The sequence below is a fragment of the Micromonospora sp. NPDC047465 genome (genome assembly GCF_040643125.1).
Taxonomy (GTDB): domain Bacteria; phylum Actinomycetota; class Actinomycetes; order Mycobacteriales; family Micromonosporaceae; genus Micromonospora.
Window position 1 is genome coordinate 16,124 of record NZ_JBEYTP010000047.1, and the last position, 16,217, is coordinate 32,340.

At 75.2% G+C, this 16,217-nt stretch carries 14 protein-coding genes; 4 read left to right on the forward strand and 10 right to left on the reverse strand.

Annotation, left to right across the window (positions count from 1 at the left end; translation table 11 throughout):
• Positions 1–27: 27 nt before the first annotated feature.
• From ABZ793_RS29460 to ABZ793_RS29470, 3 genes are all read right to left on the reverse strand, one after another.
• Complete coding sequence (locus ABZ793_RS29460; RefSeq protein ID WP_357462878.1) at positions 28–1,011, reverse strand: aldo/keto reductase; 984 nt, start codon at positions 1,009–1,011, stop codon at positions 28–30.
• Positions 1,012–1,055: 44 nt separating this feature from the next.
• Positions 1,056–4,685: a non-ribosomal peptide synthetase gene (locus ABZ793_RS29465; protein ID WP_357462881.1), complete on the reverse strand. Its 3,630-nt coding sequence runs from the start codon at positions 4,683–4,685 to the stop codon at positions 1,056–1,058.
• A 455-nt stretch (positions 4,686–5,140) separates the two neighbouring features.
• A complete protein-coding gene (locus tag ABZ793_RS29470; RefSeq protein WP_357462884.1) occupies positions 5,141–5,938 on the reverse strand; it encodes a serine protease in 798 nt (265 codons plus the stop codon).
• 193 nt (positions 5,939–6,131) lie between these two features.
• Between ABZ793_RS29470 and ABZ793_RS29475 the strand changes: the two genes are divergently transcribed.
• On the forward strand, positions 6,132–6,398 hold the full coding sequence (locus ABZ793_RS29475; protein ID WP_357462887.1) for a hypothetical protein: 267 nt from the start codon (positions 6,132–6,134) through the stop codon (positions 6,396–6,398).
• A 195-nt stretch (positions 6,399–6,593) separates the two neighbouring features.
• Here the strand turns inward: ABZ793_RS29475 and ABZ793_RS29480 are convergent, their stop codons facing one another.
• Positions 6,594–7,139 carry a hypothetical protein gene (locus ABZ793_RS29480; protein WP_357462890.1) on the reverse strand — a complete coding sequence of 182 codons (546 nt, stop codon included), beginning with the start codon at positions 7,137–7,139 and terminating at the stop codon, positions 6,594–6,596.
• A gap of 109 nt (positions 7,140–7,248) precedes the next feature.
• On the opposite strand from ABZ793_RS29480, the gene ABZ793_RS29485 reads away from it, so the two are divergent.
• Together ABZ793_RS29485 and ABZ793_RS29490 are read left to right on the forward strand one after the other, a co-directional pair.
• Positions 7,249–8,481, forward strand: a complete 1,233-nt coding sequence (locus ABZ793_RS29485; protein WP_357462893.1) for a GNAT family N-acetyltransferase — start codon at positions 7,249–7,251, stop codon at positions 8,479–8,481.
• Positions 8,482–8,713: 232 nt separating this feature from the next.
• On the forward strand, positions 8,714–9,037 hold the full coding sequence (locus tag ABZ793_RS29490; protein ID WP_357462954.1) for a hypothetical protein: 324 nt from the start codon (positions 8,714–8,716) through the stop codon (positions 9,035–9,037).
• A 145-nt stretch (positions 9,038–9,182) separates the two neighbouring features.
• On the opposite strand, the gene ABZ793_RS29495 is transcribed toward ABZ793_RS29490, so the two are convergent.
• The 4 genes from ABZ793_RS29495 to ABZ793_RS29510 all read right to left on the reverse strand — a co-directional run bounded on the left by ABZ793_RS29495 (position 9,183) and on the right by ABZ793_RS29510 (position 12,444).
• Positions 9,183–9,650, reverse strand: a complete 468-nt coding sequence (locus ABZ793_RS29495) for a ribose-5-phosphate isomerase (protein WP_357462896.1) — start codon at positions 9,648–9,650, stop codon at positions 9,183–9,185.
• Positions 9,651–9,721: 71 nt separating this feature from the next.
• Positions 9,722–10,921 (reverse strand): DUF1015 family protein, encoded by a 1,200-nt coding sequence (locus ABZ793_RS29500; protein WP_357462899.1) that lies wholly within the window; start codon positions 10,919–10,921, stop codon positions 9,722–9,724.
• Positions 10,922–11,090: 169 nt separating this feature from the next.
• The gene (locus ABZ793_RS29505) at positions 11,091–11,540 is read right to left on the reverse strand and encodes a hypothetical protein (RefSeq protein WP_357462902.1); all 450 of its coding nucleotides are present in this window, start codon (positions 11,538–11,540) and stop codon (positions 11,091–11,093) included.
• A gap of 280 nt (positions 11,541–11,820) precedes the next feature.
• The gene (locus tag ABZ793_RS29510) at positions 11,821–12,444 is read right to left on the reverse strand and encodes a DsbA family protein (RefSeq protein ID WP_357462905.1); all 624 of its coding nucleotides are present in this window, start codon (positions 12,442–12,444) and stop codon (positions 11,821–11,823) included.
• Between the two features lie 210 nt (positions 12,445–12,654).
• Between ABZ793_RS29510 and pepN the strand changes: the two genes are divergently transcribed.
• Positions 12,655–15,204 carry an aminopeptidase N gene (gene pepN / locus ABZ793_RS29515; protein ID WP_357462908.1) on the forward strand — a complete coding sequence of 850 codons (2,550 nt, stop codon included), beginning with the start codon at positions 12,655–12,657 and terminating at the stop codon, positions 15,202–15,204.
• A 303-nt stretch (positions 15,205–15,507) separates the two neighbouring features.
• Here the strand turns inward: pepN and ABZ793_RS29520 are convergent, their stop codons facing one another.
• Positions 15,508–15,915, reverse strand: a complete 408-nt coding sequence (locus ABZ793_RS29520; protein ID WP_350708464.1) for a DUF5130 family protein — start codon at positions 15,913–15,915, stop codon at positions 15,508–15,510.
• On the reverse strand, positions 15,902–16,189 hold the full coding sequence (locus ABZ793_RS29525) for a hypothetical protein (protein WP_357462957.1): 288 nt from the start codon (positions 16,187–16,189) through the stop codon (positions 15,902–15,904). Before ABZ793_RS29525 ends, ABZ793_RS29520 begins: the two co-directional genes overlap by 14 nt.
• Positions 16,190–16,217: the final 28 nt, after the last annotated feature.

Consider the following 16,217-nt stretch of genomic DNA (forward strand, 5'->3'; position numbering starts at 1 on the left):
GCGCGCCGCCGGGGTGGTGGACGGGCCTCACTGGGACCACCAGGTCGGTTTGCGGTCCCAGCGGTGGTCGCGCAGCCGGTCCAGCTGCCCGGCGTCCAGTGGCGCGCCGTCGCTGACGGCCAGGTTGGCGCGGACGTGCTCGACCCGGCGCATGCCGGGGATCACCGTGCTCACCGCCGGGTGGTGCAGGATGAACCGCAGCGCCAGCTCCGGCATGGTCGTCCCCGGCGGCACGTCGGCGGCCAGCCGCTCGGCGCGCTCCACGCTGGGCAGCAGGTTCTCCGGGCCGAAGTACGTGCTGCGCCAGTCCTCCTCCGGCCACGTGCTGTCGGCGGTCAGCGTGCCGGTCAGCGTCCCCTCGTCGAACGGCACCCGGGCGATGATCCCGATGTCGTCGCGCTGCGCGCGGGGGAACAGCTCGTCCTCGGGCGCCTGGTCGAAGATGTTGTAGATGACCTGGACGACGTCGATCAGCCCGGTGTCGAGGGCGGCGTGGCAGTTCGTCGGTTCCCACCGGTTGACGCTGATCCCGACGCCGTCGACCAGGCCCTCGCGCTTGAGGTCCGCGACGGTCTCCTGCCAGCGGCCGTCGGCCGCCCAGCGGTCCTCCCAGACGTGGAACTGGAGCAGGTCGATCCGGTCCACCCCGAGGTTGTCCAGGCTGTGCCGGGTGTACTCGCGGATGTGGTCGGCCGGGAAGACGTCGTCCAGGGTGTCCTGCGGGCCGGGCGGCCACTCCCGGTTCTTCGGCGGGATCTTGGTGGCCAGGTAGAGCCGGCGGTCCGGGTGTCGGCGCACGAGGGCGCCGAGCAGCCGTTCGCTGACCCCCCGCCCGTAGACCCAGGCGGTGTCGAAGAAGTTGCAGCCCCGTTCCACCGCCTCGTCCAGGCAGGCCGGCGCGGTGTCGTAGTCCCAGCCGGTGAAGCCGCCCGGTCCCCCGCCGATGCCCCACATCCCGTACCCGACCTCGCTGACCTGCCAGCCGAGCCGACCCATCCTGCGGTATCGCATCCCACTCCCTCGTCCGTGCCGATCGCCGCGCCGCGCGCGGCTGGTCACCCTGGTCCGGCCGGCAGCAGCAGCCGGTCGGTCGCCCGTCGCTCGTGCTCGCCCAGCCACGCCCGGTAGGCGCCGACGGACGGCCCGAGCCGGTGGTCGGTGAAGCCCCGGCGCCGTTCCAGCTCGGCGCAGCCGTCGCGGCGGAACAGCCGGGGGTTGTCGGTGAGCAGCGTCGCGAAGACCGCCCGCAGCCGCTCCTCGTCGGCGCCGGCCCCGGCCGGGAACAGCGCGAGCAGCACGGCGGCGGCCCGGTCGCCGTCGGTCGCCGCCTCGCGCAGCGCCGCCACGAAGCGCACGCAGCTCACCCGGGGCAGGGCGTCCGCGCCGGCCAGCGGCAGGTCGGTGAAGTCGACGCTCACCGGGTGCAGGACGTGCATCGTGCCGCCCCACAGCCGCGGGTCGACGACGGTGGCGACGATCCGCCGGGCGGCCCAGTCCACCGGCGTCCAGTCGGAGCGGACCGGCGCGTCGGGGCGCATCCGCAGCCGGTGGCAGGCGGCCAGCAGCAGGTGGGTCAGCGCCCGGGGGTTGGGCTGCCCGTCGTCGGCGGCGGGCATCACCTCCCCGAGACGCAGCACGGTGACGGTCGCGCCGCGCCGCCGGGCCTCGGCGAGATACCGCTCCGCCACCCACTTCGACCGGCTGTAGCCACTGGTGGGCGGGACGACGAGGGCCGGGTCGCACCCTTCCGGCAACGGGTCGGGGCGGCGGGCGGCCTCGGTGTCGAGGACGCCGAGGGTGGAGACGTGGTGCAGCGGCTTCGGCCGGCCGGTCAGCGCCAGCCGGAGCAGCTCGGCGGTGCCGAGGACGTTCGCCTGGCGGTGGGCCCGGTAGTCGAACAGGAAGTTGACCAGCGCCCCGGCGTGCAGCACGAGGTCGCAGTCGTGGGCCAGCCGGCCCCAGGTCTCCGGGTCCAGGCCGAGGGCGGGGCGGGCCAGGTCCGCGGCGTACCCGTGCAGGCGCAGGCCGTGGCCGGGCCGCCACAGGCCCCGCTCGGCCAACGCCCGCACGACGCGGGCGGTGGCCTCGGCGTCGTCGGCGGCCCGCGCGAGGCACAGCACCCGGACGTCGGTGGTGGCGAGCAGTTCGTGGACCAGCCGCGCGCCGACGAACCCGGTGGCGCCCGTGACCAGGACGGTGCGCGGCGACCGGCGCCGGGCGACGGGGCGCACCGGCAGGTCGGCCGGTACGGCCGCGTCGCGTTCCACCAGCTCGGCCTCGGTCTCGGCGGGGTCGGCCGCGCGCAGGCGCGCCGCGACCACCCGGGCGAGCCGGGCGGCGGTGGGGTGGGCGAAGAGGTCCTGGACGCCGACCCGGACGTGGTGGTCGGCGCCGAGCGCGGTCACCACGTCGAGCGCCTGGAGCGAGTCGCCGCCGGCGTCGAGGAAGTCGGTGTCCGGGTCGAGGTCCGGCCGGCCGAGAACGGTCCGGAACACGGCCAGCACCCGGTCCGGCAGCGTACGCGCCTCGGCGCGCGCGGCGGCCGCCCGCGCCCGCTCGGCGAGCGTGCGGTCGAGCCAGGTCTCCAGGGCCCGCCGGTCGACCTTGCCGTTGCCGGTCAGCGGCAGCGCGTCCCGCACCACGACGTGCCGGGGCACGTGGGGCCGGGGCAGCAGCCGGCGCAGGTGCGCCCGCAGCGCCGGCTCGGTCACCTCCGGGTCGGCGGCGACGAAGAGGGCCAGCGACTTCCCCCGGCCCTCCCGGGCGAGGAGGACCTTCGCCTGCCGCACCCCGGTGTGCCGGGTGGCGGCGGTCTCGATCTCGCCGGCCTCGATCCGGACGCCGTTCACCTTGAGCTGGAAGTCGCGCCGGCCGACGAAGTGCAGTCGGCCGTCGGCGGCGAGACGGCCCAGGTCCCCGGTGCGGTAGAGCCGGGTGCCGGGGATGCCGGGCAGCGGGTTGGGGACGAACACCTCGGCGGTGCGGGCCGGGTCGCCGAGGTATCCCTCGCCGAGGCAGACCCCGCCGATGACGATCTCGCCGGTCGCGCCGGGCGGCAGGGGGCGCAGCTCGGCGTCCACCACCGCCGCGTAGCAGTTGTCGATGGGCCGGCCGATGGGGATGACGTCGCCGTCGGAGCGGGTGACGGTGTGGAAGACCATGCCGATGGAGGCCTCGGTCGGGCCGTACCCGTTGGTGGCCGACACTCCCGGCACCAGGTCGGCCAGGCGGTGCACCGTCCACGGGTCGATCTCCTCGCCGCCGACGATCACGTGCCGCAGCGTGGCGACGGCACGGCGGGCCGCCGGGTCCCGGTCCAGGACCGACACCAGCGCGCCGAGCACGCTCGGCACGAAGTCGGTCATCGTGACGGCCTCGTCGGCGATGGTGCGGACGGTCCGTTCGACGTCGAGGAAGCCGCCCTCGACGGGCACCACCACCCGGCCGCCGGTGGTCAGCGGCCAGAACATCTGCCACACCGACGAGTCGAAGGTGTGCCGGCTGTTCTGCAGCACCACCTCCGCGCCGGTCGCCGCGAAGTAGCGGGTCATGAAGCGGAACCGGTTGGCGATGCCGTCGTGCCGGTTGACCGCGCACTTCGGGGCGCCGGTGGTGCCGGAGGTGAAGATGCCGTAGATCAGGTCGCCCGGGCCGACGGGCACCCCGGGCCGGCGGCGGGTCGGGGTGATGTCGTCGAGGCCCACCGGCAGGCAGGGAACGTCCCCGGTGCCGGGACGCGGGTCGCCGCGCCGGACCACCACGAGCCGGGGCCGGATCACCGCCAGGGACGCGCGCAGCCGGTCCGCCGGCCAGCCAGGGTCGACGGGCACGAAGGCCGCGCCGAGCTTCATCAGGGCCAGGTCGACGACGGGGAGTTCGAGGCCGTCGGCGAGGAGCACGGGCACCACGTCGCCCCGCCCGATCCCCCGGGCCGCGAGGACGGCGGCGACGCCGTTGGCCAGGTCGTCCAGTTCGCGGTAGGTCAGCGAGCGCCCCCGGAACGACACCGCCCGGCGCTGCGGATGCAGGTCGACGCGGTGTTCGATCATGCGCGGCACCGCCACGAAGGGCCCGTCGTCGTGCCGGCGGCCGGCCCGCTCCACCAGCGCCCGGAAGGCGGGCCCGAGGGCCGGCGCCGTCGACGTGGGCGACGCCGGGTCGGCGAGCAGGGCGGCGAGCAGTTCGGCGTACATCTCCGCCACGGCGGCGGCATCGGCCGACCACGGATCGTCGGCGGCGCAGCGGAGCACGACCGCGACCGCCGTGTCGGTGACGTCGGCGGTGAGCAGCACGGGCGGCGCGCCGGCGGACGGCGCCGGCGAGCCTTCGTCGAGGAGGACGAGGACGTGGTCGACGCCCTCGTGGTCGAGCGCGGCGGCGCACGCGCGGACCGTGGCGCGCGCCCGGTCGCCGGGCATCCGGTGCAGGTCCGCCGGCCAGACCGGCAGGTCCAGCATCTCCGCGCCGGCCCGGACCCGCACCGGTGTCTGGCGGCCCAGGCGGTCGAGCAGTTCCACGGCGGCCAGGGCGGCCGTGGACACCCGGTCGCGGCTGCCGTCGGCCGCGCCGCCCACGTCGGCCGCGGGGTGCGGCCCGGTGACCGCCGGGCGGGTGGCGGTGTACCGGTACGTCGACCCGTCCGAGACGGGAACCGGTGCCGCGGACCCGCTGTCGCCCGACCTCATCACGCCTCCTGTCCCGAGCCCGTGCGGCCGTCGGTCGCAGCCGCGGACGGAGCTGTGCCGGCCCGCCGCACGCCGACAATGATCGGCGTCGGTCGATGTACGGCCGCTGGTCATGGACACTAGAGGGCTGATCGACGGTAGGGAATATGCAACTTTCTGCTACATCGATGTCCATCACTCGCCTGCGCCGGCGCCGGTCGCCGCGCCCCGGGACCGGCGACCGACCGGGGAAACCGGCCCGCGACCAGCCGTTCCTCCGGATCCCGCCCGCCGGACAGGCCGATTTCCGCGACAGCCGCCGCCCGGGCGGCCGGGGCCGGGACGGGGCCGCGCGGCACGCTCTCGTCACCCGATCACGCAGGGCGGATCACGTCCGGTAGTCGACGTCGCGAGGGCGGACACGCGCGGGGACCCGGCCGGACGGGCCGGCCGGGTCCCGCACACCGTTCCCGCGACTAGCCGCCGAGGCTCGCCGCCGCCGAGGCGATCGCCGGGGCGAAGGTGCTCACCTGGGTGTAGACGCCGGGGTAGTTGGGCCGGGCGCAGCCGTTGCCCCAGCTCGTGATCCCGACCTGGATCCAGGCGTTGTTCGCGTCCCGCCGGAACATCGGGCCGCCCGAGTCGCCCTGGCAGGTGTCGACCCCGCCGCTGGCGTAGCCCGCGCAGATCTCCTCGCTCGGGATGATCTGGCCGCCGTAGTAGGAGTTGCAGGTGGCGTCGCTGACGAACGGCACGGTCGCCTTGCGCAGGTAGCGCTGCTGCGCGCCGCCCTCCCAAGTGGCGCCCCACCCGGCGACCGTGAAGGTGCCGTTGTCGTACGCGGTGCTGGTGGCGATCTTGAGCGTGGACAGCGTGGTCACCGGGGTGGCGAGCCGGATCAGGGCCCAGTCCTTGCCGCTGCCGTTGTAGCCGGGCGCCCGGTAGACGTAGTCGGACCGCACCTGGATCCGGCTCGACGACTGGAGGTCCACCACGCCGAGGGTGGCGGTGATGCTGGTGTTCGCACCGGTCCCGCCGACGCAGTGCGCGGCGGTCAGCACCAGCCGGGGGCTGTAGAGAGAGCCGCCGCAGCCCATCGAGAGCCGGACCATGAAGGGGAACTCGCCCTGCGCGGCGAGGGTGCCGCCGACGACGTACGGAGTCACGTCCGACGCGGGCCTGGCACCGGCCGGAACGGCCAGGACGAACGAGCCGGCGGTGACCGCCACCAACGCGGCGGCCAACCGGCCGATGAGTCTGCGCCAACGGACCATGGGAGCCTCCCGAGCTTCGCGGCGCGCGGGGGTCGACGCGCCGGCATCCGATGGCGGGATCCTATGGATATATATCGATGAACGGCAATGTTCGGACCCATCCCGCGTCGGTCATACCGCCGCGCACCGGACGGCGACCTCCTCCCGGGAGACCGCCCGTTTTGCGTCGGGACCACCCGGGTACCGCAGCCCCATGGACACGAACACGAAGGCACACCTGGTCGGCGGCCCCCGGGACGGCAGCACCATCGACGCGGGCGGCGACGCCCTCGTGGAGGTGGAGATCGACGGCATGATGCACCGCTACATCCGCACCACCAGGCAGCACGGCGAGGACGGCACGATCTACAACTACGACGGGATGGTCGCGCCGGACGGCGGGCAGCCCGGCGTCGAGGACCCGGCCGCCCGGGTGACCTCCCCCAAGGCGGACGCGGAGGGCCACGGCGGCAAGCACTGACCGCCGGGTCAGGCCGGCCCGGGCGCGGATGAACCGCGACCCGCCGGGTAAGCAGCGGCCGACCTGGTGGAGTGGAGAACGACCGGGGTCGCGACACGCGACCGGGCGCGCGGGCGGGCGGCGGACGCCGACCCGCCCGGGCGTGCGGTCAGTCCCGGGGTGATGCGGTCGGTCCCGGCGATGCCCGCGGTCCGGTCAGTTCCCGGTGATCCAGTCCCAGGCCGACACGACCCACTCGGTCTGCTGCAGGTAGGCGATGCCGAGGCCGGCCAGGAAGACCGCCGTGACCAGGTGCGCCCCGCGCGCGCTACGGCGCACCCGGCCCAGCTGCCGCTCCAGCACCACGCGGCCGAGCAGCCGGGCCAACGCGAAGAGACCGGCCGCCACCAGCAGGCTCAGCACGAAGATCAGCAGCGGCCCGGCCAGGTCGCCACCGCCCGAGATCGCCCAGATCCCCCAGCAGACGAACGCGAAGAGCGCCCCGGCGGCGCTCCACTCGCCGCCGCGCTTGAGCTGCGCGACGTGCCAGCTCAGCGGGCGCCGCAGCGCCGACCCGTCGGGCCAGCCCGTGCCGGTCGGCTCCTGCCCGACCACGGGGAACGGTTCGGTGCGCGGAGCCCGGGGCTGCCCGACCGAGGCCACCCCCCGCCGGTACGCGTCGCGCTGCGGCGGCACCCCGACACCAGGCTGCGGCGGCACCTCGACGGTCCGCTCGGCCCACGGCTGTGTCTGGTCGGCCATCTCGTCCCTCCCCTGGACCGACGGCGACCACCGGCCACCGTCCGGCTTCGAGGGTAGCCAGCCGGCAAATCGGTCGCCGAGCCCGCACCGATCGGCTAGACACAGCGGCGTGACGAACCCCCCACTCGCGGTCGGGACCGCCCGAGCCGATGACTTCGACGAGCTGGCCCGGCTGCTCGGCCACCTCTTCCACGCCCCGTCCGACCCCGAGACGCACGAGATCGAGCGGGCACTCTTCGAACCCGGGCGCACGCTGCTGGTCCGGGACGGCGGCGACGCGGTGGCGACCGCACGGGCGTTCACCCGGGAACTCACTGTGCCGGGCGCGCGGGTGCCGGCCGCCCACGTCAGCGGGGTGGGCGTCGCACCCACCCACCGACGCCGGGGACTGCTCACCCAGCTCATGGCGCGACAGCTGCGGCAGGTGCGCGACGAGGGCCGGGAACCGGTGGCGGTGCTGTGGGCCAGCGAGGGCGGGATCTACCCGCGCTTCGGCTACGGCCTGGCCGCCCAGCGGCTCTCCGTCCAGTGCGCCACCGTCGCGCTGCGGATGCCGGACCCGACGCCCGCGGAAGGCCGGCTGCGCCTGGCCGCGCCTGCCGACTGCCGGGCCGAGCTGGCCCGGGTGTACGACCGGGTGCGCCCCGAGCGTCCCGGCTGGTCCAGCCGCGACGAGGCGTGGTGGCGGTACGTGCTCAGCGACCAGGCCGACCGGCGGGGCGGCGCCACCGAGCGCCGGGCGGTGCTGCACGAGGGGCCGGACGGCGTGGACGGGTACGGGCTCTTCCGTACGCGCGCGAACTGGGAGAGCACCGGGCCGAACGGGGTCACCACGGTCGACGAGGTGGTGGCCGCCACCCCGGCGGCGTACGCGGCGATGTGGCGGATGCTGCTCTCGCTCGACCTGGCCGGGCAGCTCTCCTTCGGGGCGGGCGCGGCGGACGAGCCGCTGCTGCGGCTGGTCAACGAGCCGCGCCGGCTGGGCGCGCAACTGGTCGACGCGCTCTGGCTGCGGGTGGTGGACGTGCCCGCCGCGCTCGCCGCCCGCCGGTACGCGACCGGGGTGGACGTGGTGATCGAGGTCACCGACGAGCTGCTCCCGGAGAACGCCGGCCGCTGGCACCTGAGCGGCGGGCCGGAGCGGGCCGCGTGCGCGCCGACGGACCGCCCGGCCGAGCTGGCCTGCGACGTGCGCTGCCTCGGCGAGCTGTACCTGGGTGGCGCCGGGCTGGGCGCGCTCGCCGCCGCCGGCCGGGTACGCGAGCTGCGCCCCGGCGCGTTGGCCGCCGCGGGCCCGGCCTTCGGCTGGCACCGGGCCCCCGCCGGCATGGACGTGTTCTGACCGCTCGGCTGCCCGGCGTCGGCGTCGTGCCGAACCGTCGTCCCGGCCCACGGAACACCGGCGGGCCGGCGCCGGGCGGGCCGGCCGGTGGAGACGCCGGGAGGCGGCCGACGGCGGGCGGGTGGGCCGGGTGGAGATGCCGGGAGGCGGGCGGGTCCGCGCCAGCGTGGCGGTCCGGCGACGACAGGCGGGCGGGCCGGCGGCGGTGGTCCTCGGGCGGTACGGTCGGCTGATGGGGGACGTGGAGCGACGGCGCCGCCGGCTACGGCACTCGGGCGGCGACCCGGGCGCGCCCGAGGGGCCGCGGGCCACGACCCCGGGCGTGCACGACGGCGGCGCCGAGCCCGCGCGCGGTCGACGGGGCGGCCCGGGCGACGAGGGGGAGCGCGGCCTGCGCGGCCTGGTCGGCTCCGGCTCGTCCCAGGTGAGCGTGACGGCGGCGATGCGGGCCCGCGACGCCGCCCAGCCGACCGACGAGGACCTGGCCGCGGCCGAGGAACGCGTGGTGGTCATCCGCCGGAACTGGACGCCCCGCGAGGACCTCCCCCGCCGCTGACGCCGGACCGCAACCGACGCCGACCCGCGCCGCCCGCTGATCCTGGTACGGAGGTGACCCCACGGGGCCGCTCCGCACCAGGATCCGGGACCGGTGCCGCCAGGTGCGCCGGGCAGGAAGACGGCGCGGGGTGGGAGGCGGCGGGTCAGGGAAGGGCGGGCAGTTGGCGGGTGCGCTCGTAGTCGGCCATCTGGCCGATCCGGCGGGCGTGCCGCTCGTTGCCGGAGAACGGAGTGGTCAGGAACGCCTCGACGATGGCCGTCGCCTCGTCCAGGGTGTGCTGGCGCGCGCCGACCGCGACGATGTTCGCGTCGTTGTGCTCGCGGGCGAGCTGGGCGGTCTCGATGCTCCAGGCGAGGGCCGCGCGGACCCCGCTCACCTTGTTCGCGGCGATCTGCTCGCCGTTGCCGGAGCCGCCGATGACCACCCCGAGGCTGCCGGCGTCCGCCACCACCCGGTCACCCGTGTGCAGGCAGAAGGCCGGGTAGTCGTCGTCCGGGTCGTAGGCGTGCGGGCCGACGTCGACGACGTCGTACCCCTCCTTGGTCAGGTGGTTGACCAGGTGCACCTTCAGCTCGAAACCGGCGTGGTCGGATCCCAGGTAGACGCGCATACCGCGCAGTCTGTCAGGGCGCGCGCCCGGGACGCCGCGCGGGCGGCGTCCCGGGGCGGATTCGTCACAACTCAGCGGGACAGCTCGGCGACCACCAGGCCGCCGCGCGCCTTCGGGGTGAACCAGGTGCTCTTGCGCGGCATCTTCTCCCGCGCCAGGTTGACGGCCACGAAGTCGTCCACGGTCACCGGGGCGATCAGGACGGCCAGCTCGGCCCGACCCGCGTCGACCTCTCCGGTCAGCCAGCTCGCCGGGTAGTCGCCGCCGACGTAGGTGATCCGCTTGTCGCCCGGGTCGAGCCCGAGGGCGTCGCGCAGCAGCAGCCGCTCGACCAGCGCGTGGTCCAGGTTCTCCAGCCGGCCGCCGCCCACCTGCGGCAGGGTGACGGCGTACCCCCGGTCGGGGAGGCGGAGGTGGACGGTGCCGCCGGCCGCCGGGACCTCGACCGGTCCGTCGATCGGGGTGACCTCCGCGCCGGCGGCGCGGAGCCGGTCGAGCAGCTCGCCGGCGGTGGTGGTCAGCTCGCTGACCAGCCGGTTGTAGGGCTGGATCGCCACCGACGCCGGCGTCGTGATCACCGACAGGAAGCGCGGCAGCCCGCCGGTCTGCGCGGCCAGGCTGCGGTGGTTGCCGTCGGCCACGACCAGCTCCCCGCCGCCCGCGAGCGCGGTCAGCTCGTCCTGCTGCGGGCCGGGGCCGAGCAGCCAGATGGCGTGGGTGCGCCCGGCCTGGTCGGTGTCGGTCGCCGCGGGCGCCCCGGCCGCGTCGGTCGCCGCCGCGAGCGCGGCGTGCAGCTCGTCGCCGCGCCCGGTCTGCAGCAGCAGTACGGGCGAGAGGAGGTGACCCAGCGCTTCGGCCAGGGCCACCCGCTCCCGCACCTTGGCGATGAAGACGTCCTCGTTGCGGATGACCAGACCGGGCTCGTCGGCCCGGGTGGAGATCTGGTCGGTGTCGGTCATGGCCCAGAGCCCGTACGCCGTCTCCTCCCCCGGCGCGCTGATCCGGTAGAGGACCACGACCTGCTCGGCCGGGGTGTAGCTGCCGTCGGCCTTGGCCTCGGCGAGGCGGGTCACCGCGTCCGGCAGGGCGTCGAGGAAGGACTTCCCCAGGCTCTCCGGCGCCCGGTGCGGCATCTCGATGCCGAGGGCACTGTGCGGGTTCGCCTCGATGATCGCGGTGATCTCCGCGTCGTCGGCGAACTCGTCGTAGTTCTGCGCGCCGGTGCCGCCAGTGGTGATCCAGGCCCGGGCGATCGGATGCACGACCGTCATGTGCGACCACGCTACCGGCGACGCGACCGCCGGTGCGGCGGGACCCGCGCGGCGTCCACCAGATGAAAGAGCGGCCGTGCCGGGCCGTCGCTTCGGGTGGTGCGGCCGGCCACGCCGCCGACCGGCCGTGTCCCCGCCCGCCGGTGGCTACTTCGCCGGCAGGCGGTGGCTACTTCGCCGGCAGGCGGTGCCGGCCGGCCGACGCGGGAGCGCCCGCCGGTCGCCGACCCGACCCGCCCGGCGCGGCGGGCACGATCGTCCGCGGCCCGGCCGCCGACGCCGGCCGGTGCTCGGCCGGCGCGTTGCGTCGCTGCTCGGCCGGCGGGCCGATCCGGTGGTCGGCCGGCGCGTTGCGTCGCTGCTCGGCCGCCGACGTCGGCCGCTGGTCGGCGGGCCCGTTCCGCCGGTGCTCGGCCGGCGGGGTGAGCCGGGAGGTGGCCGGCACGCGGGCGACGCCGACCACGATCGGCGGGGCGAGCAGGTCCACCATGTGTGCGGGAAGGTCGGGGCGGACCGCCGGCCAGCGGGAGTCGTCGACCGACCAGTACGCCGCCTCCGGGGCCTCGGTCACCTCCTCCCCGGTCAGCAGATCTTCACCGGAAGCACGGTGCTTGGCCATCGGGATTGCCTCCACGAGCTGCGGGGTGCGGCCCTGCGGGTCGCTGCGGCGGACACCGAAGAGAACGAGTCCGCCGGCCCCCCGGTGACGCCGGGGACCGCGCCCCGCCGGCCGCGGCTCCGCCGAGCCGCAACGCGCACGGCGGCACCCGGCCGCAACGCGCACGGCATCGGCACCCGCCGCAACGCGCGCGGCGGCACCAGGCGCGCGACCGGCGGCATCCGGGCCCGCGAGCCGTGCGCCCGTCCGGCCGGCGCACGGCTCGCGACCGCCGTGGAGGTCAGTCGAAGATGGGGCCGAGCTCGCGGGAGCGCTTGAGCTCGTAGAAGCCCGGGGTGCCGGCGACCAGCAGGACGCCGTCCCAGAGCCGACCCGCCGCCTCGCCCTTCGGACGCGGGGTGACCACCGGGCCGAAGAAGGCGATCGTGCCGCCGTCCGGGCCCGGCGCGTGGATCACCGGCGTGCCGACGTCGGTGCCGACAGGGCGCATGCCGGCCTCGTGGCTGGCCCGCAGCGCCTCGTCGTAACCGGCGCTCTCGGCGGCCTCGGCCAGCGCCGGGTCGAGCCCGGCGTCGGCCAGCGCGGCCGCGAACAGCTCCGGCGAGAGCTTCTCCTGCCCGAGGTGGATCCGGGTGCCCAGCGCGGTGTAGAGCTTCCGGACGGCCTCCTGGCCGTACCGCTGCTCCGCCGCGATGCAGACCCGCACCGGGCCCCAGCCCGTGCGCATCAGCTCCTGGTACTTCTCGGGCACCTCCCGGCCCTCGTTCAGCACCGACAGGCTCATCACGTGGAAGCGGACGTCCACGTCCCGGACCTGCTCGACCTCCAGCAGCCAGCGGGAGGTGATCCACGCCCACGGGCAGATGGGGTCGAACCACATGTCTACAGCGACACGCTCGCTCACGGTGGGTCCCTTCACGACAGGTGGCGCCGCCTCCGGCGCCTTCCCTGATCTTCACCCCGCCGGCCATCGACCGGCACCGGAATGAGAGCGTGACCTCGCCCACCGCGGGGTGTTCGTGCATGGAAGACTCGAATCCGGCCGTCACGAGCGGTCGGTGACGGCGCCAACGAGGCGTACGGCGAGACGGGATGGAGACGAACAGTGCCGGGAGTGCGCAACCTGACGCAGGTCGAGGCCACCGAGCGGGCCCGCCTGCTCGACGTGACCGGGTACGACATCAGTCTTGACCTCTCGACCGCCGTCCAGGCGGCCGAGGGTCGCACCTTCCGATCCACCACCGAGATCCGGTTCCGGTGCACCGAGCCGGGGTCGAGCACCTTCATCGAGGTGGCCGCCGACTCGGTGCGGTCGGCGACGCTGAACGGCGCCCCGGTCGACCTCGGCGGGTGGTCGGCGGAGAAGGGTCTGACGCTGTCCGGGCTGGGCAGCGAGAACACGCTGGTGGTCGACGCGGACTTCGCGTACTCGAACAGCGGGCAGGGCCTGCACCGCACGGTCGACCCGGTCGACGGCGAGACCTACCTCTACAGCCAGTTCGAGACGGCGGACGCGCAGCGGGTCTTCGCCTGCTTCGACCAGCCCGACCTGAAGAGCGTCTACACCTGGCACGCCACGGTCCCGGACCACTGGAAGGTGGTCTCGAACATGCCGGTGGAGCGCGAGGAGCCGGCGGGCGAGGGCCTCAAGACGATGCACTTCGCCACCTCCGTGCGGATGAGCACCTACATCACCGCGCTCTGCGCCGGGCCGTACCACGAGGTGCGGGACAGCCACGACGGCATCGACCTGGGTGCCTACTGCCGCGCCTCCATGGCGCAGTACATGGACTCGGACGACCTCTTCCTGATCACCAAGCAGGGCTTCGACTTCTTCCACGAGCAGTTCGGCGTCCGCTACCCGCTGCCCAAGTACGACCAGCTCTGGGTGCCCGACTTCAACGCCGGCGCGATGGAGAACTTCGGCTGCGTCACGCACGCCGAGGCGCACTACATCTTCCGCTCGCAGGTGACCGACTTCGAGTACGAGCAGCGGGCCAACACGATCCTGCACGAGCTGGCCCACATGTGGTTCGGCGACCTGGTCACCATGCGCTGGTGGAACGACCTGTGGCTGAACGAGTCGTTCGCCGAGTGGGCCAGCCACTGGTGCAACACCCACGCGACCCGGTTCCGCGAGGCGTGGACGACCTTCCTCTCCATCCGCAAGAACTGGGGCTACCGGCAGGACCAGCTCTCCTCCACCCACCCGGTCTACTGCGAGATGCCGGACCTGGAGGCCGTCGAGGTCAACTTCGACGGGATCACCTACGCCAAGGGCGCCAGCGTGCTCAAGCAGCTGGTCGCGTACGTGGGCGAGGAGCCGTTCCTGGCCGGCCTGCGGGCGTACTTCGGCAAGCACGCGTGGGGCAACGCCACCTTCGACGACCTGCTCACCGAGCTGGAGGCCGCCTCCGGCCGGGAGCTGCGCAAGTTCGCCGCGCAGTGGTTGGAGACCGCGCAGGTCAACACGCTGCGGCCGGAGGTGACCATCGGGGCGGACGGCGCCTACGAGAACGTCGTGGTGCGCCAGGAGGCGCCGGCCGGGCACCCGACGCTGCGCACGCACCGGATCGGGGTCGGTCTCTACGACCTGACCGACGGCCGGCTGGTCCGCCGCGAGCGCCTCGAGGTCGACGTGACCGGCGAGCGGACGGAGCTGGCCGAGCTGCGCGGCGTGCGCGCCGCCGACGTGCTGCTGCTCAACGACGACGACCTCACCTACACCAAGCTGCGGCTGGACGAGCGGTCGATGGCCACCGTGGTGCAGCACATCGCCGGGCTCGAGTCGTCGCTGGCCCGCGCGCTCTGCTGGACGGCCGCCTGGGACATGACCCGGGACGCCGAGCTGGCCGCCCGCGACTACGTGGCGCTGGTGCTGGCCGGGCTGCCCGCCGAGACCGACATCAACCTGGTCACGGCGACGCTGCGGCAGGCCACCACGACGCTCACCGTCTACGCCGATCCGGCCTGGGCGCCGACCGGCTGGGCGGAGCTGGCCCGCACCGCCCGCACCGCGCTGGCCGCCGCCGAGCCGGGCAGCGGCTTCCAGCTCGCCTGGGCCCGGGCGTACGCCTCGGCGGCCCGCTCCGCCGAGGACCTGGCGACCCTGCGCGGCTGGCTGGCCGGCAGCGGCGTCCCCGCCGGGCTGACCGTCGACACCGAGCTGCGCTGGACGGTGCTGGACGCGCTGGTCGCCAACGGCGCGGCCGGTCCCGCCGAGATCGAGGCCGAGCTGGCCACCGACCGGACGGCCAGCGGCGACCGGGAGGCGGCGCACGCGCACGCGCTGGTGCCGACGGCGGAGAACAAGGCCGCCGTCTGGGCGGAGCTGACCGGGCCGGAGGCACTGCCGAACTGGCGGCACCGGGCGCTGCTGCAGGGCTTCACCCACGCGGCGCAGGTCGAGCTGACCGCGCCGTACCGGGAGAAGTACTTCGCCGCGGTGGGTCAGGTGTGGGCCAGCCGGGACAGCGAGCCGGCGCAGGAGTTCGCGCAGCTGGCGTACCCGACGTACCTGGTGGAGGAGGAGACCGTGGCGGCGACCGACGCGTGGCTGGCCGCCGACGGGCACCCGGCCCCGCTGCGCCGGCTGGTCGCCGAGGGCCGCGACGGCGTCGTCCGGGCCCTCAAGGCCCGCGCCAGGGACGCCCGGAGCGCCTGAGCAGGTCCGACAGGCCGGGGCCGGCGTGGGGAGACCCGCGCCGGCCCCGGCCTGCGTCGTGCGGGTCCCACCCGAGGCCGCCGGTCGCGGTGTCCGGGGAGGCGGTGGGCGTAACGGCACCGTGCCGGGTCACGCCGCGACGGCAACGTCACCGGGCCCGCGCGGCGGCCAACGCCACCGCCCGACCCCGACCGCCCGGGCCCGCACGGCGGCCAGCGCCACCGCCCGACCCGACCGCCCGGGTCCGCTCACGACGAAGCCCGGTCCGCACTGGCGGACCGGGCTTCGGTGTGAACGGCGCGCTCAGCCCTTGCCGGCGTGGCTGGCGAGCTGGTCGAGGCCGTTGATGATGCCGCCGGCCAGGTCGCCGCCGCCGAAGGCCGCCACCATGGACAGGGCGGCGAGCCGGGCGTACGTGTCCGGGATGCGCTTGCGGGCGTGCCGGCCGGTGACGATCTCCAGCTGGCGCTGGTTGGGCGACACCGCGATCAGCACCGACCGGTCCGGCTCGGCGAGCTGGCGGTGCAGCCGCTCGGCGTGCTCCCGGATCGGCTCGTCGAGGCCGCCGACGAACACCGAGAAGACCAGGCCGGTGCCCTGGTCGGCCAGGCGCAGGGCCTCGTCGATGCGCAGCAGCTGGCGGGTCGTGAACGGCCCGTCCAGCACCTCGGGCGGATTCCCCGTCCCGACCTGCTTCTCACCAACGGTCACTTGCGCCTCCGGTTCCACCGGCCGGCGCCTCGATGCCGGCCTGCTCCTGCTTGCGGCTGGTCAGCGCCGGCGCCTGCGCGCCCGCTGCCAGGGCGGTGCCGGCCGAGTCGGCCAGCTGCTCCGGACGGCCCAGGAACCAGACCGGAGTGAAGTCGAAGGGCCGGCCCGGCCGGTAGCGCTTGTCGCCGCCACGGCCGCCACCACGGCTACCGGCGTACGCCAGGCCGGCGATCACCAGCACAGCGGCGGCCGGGATGCCGACGAAGACCAGCAACGTCTCGGTTACAGACAATCCCAACGCC

Bases quoted from the DNA above. Each gene is read 5' to 3' on its own strand.
- ABZ793_RS29495 (WP_357462896.1), bottom strand. From the start codon at position 9,650: ATGCGCGTCTACCTGGGATCCGACCACGCCGGTTTCGAGCTGAAGGTG.
- ABZ793_RS29505 (WP_357462902.1), bottom strand. From the start codon at position 11,540: ATGGCCAAGCACCGTGCTTCCGGTGAAGATCTGCTGACCGGGGAGGAG.
- ABZ793_RS29460 (WP_357462878.1), bottom strand. From the start codon at position 1,011: ATGCGATACCGCAGGATGGGTCGGCTCGGCTGGCAGGTCAGCGAGGTC.
- ABZ793_RS29500 (WP_357462899.1), bottom strand. From the start codon at position 10,921: ATGACGGTCGTGCATCCGATCGCCCGGGCCTGGATCACCACTGGCGGC.
- ABZ793_RS29465 (WP_357462881.1), bottom strand. From the start codon at position 4,685: ATGAGGTCGGGCGACAGCGGGTCCGCGGCACCGGTTCCCGTCTCGGAC.
- ABZ793_RS29475 (WP_357462887.1), top strand. From the start codon at position 6,132: ATGGACACGAACACGAAGGCACACCTGGTCGGCGGCCCCCGGGACGGC.
- ABZ793_RS29470 (WP_357462884.1), bottom strand. From the start codon at position 5,938: ATGGTCCGTTGGCGCAGACTCATCGGCCGGTTGGCCGCCGCGTTGGTG.
- ABZ793_RS29490 (WP_357462954.1), top strand. From the start codon at position 8,714: ATGGGGGACGTGGAGCGACGGCGCCGCCGGCTACGGCACTCGGGCGGC.
- ABZ793_RS29480 (WP_357462890.1), bottom strand. From the start codon at position 7,139: ATGGCCGACCAGACACAGCCGTGGGCCGAGCGGACCGTCGAGGTGCCG.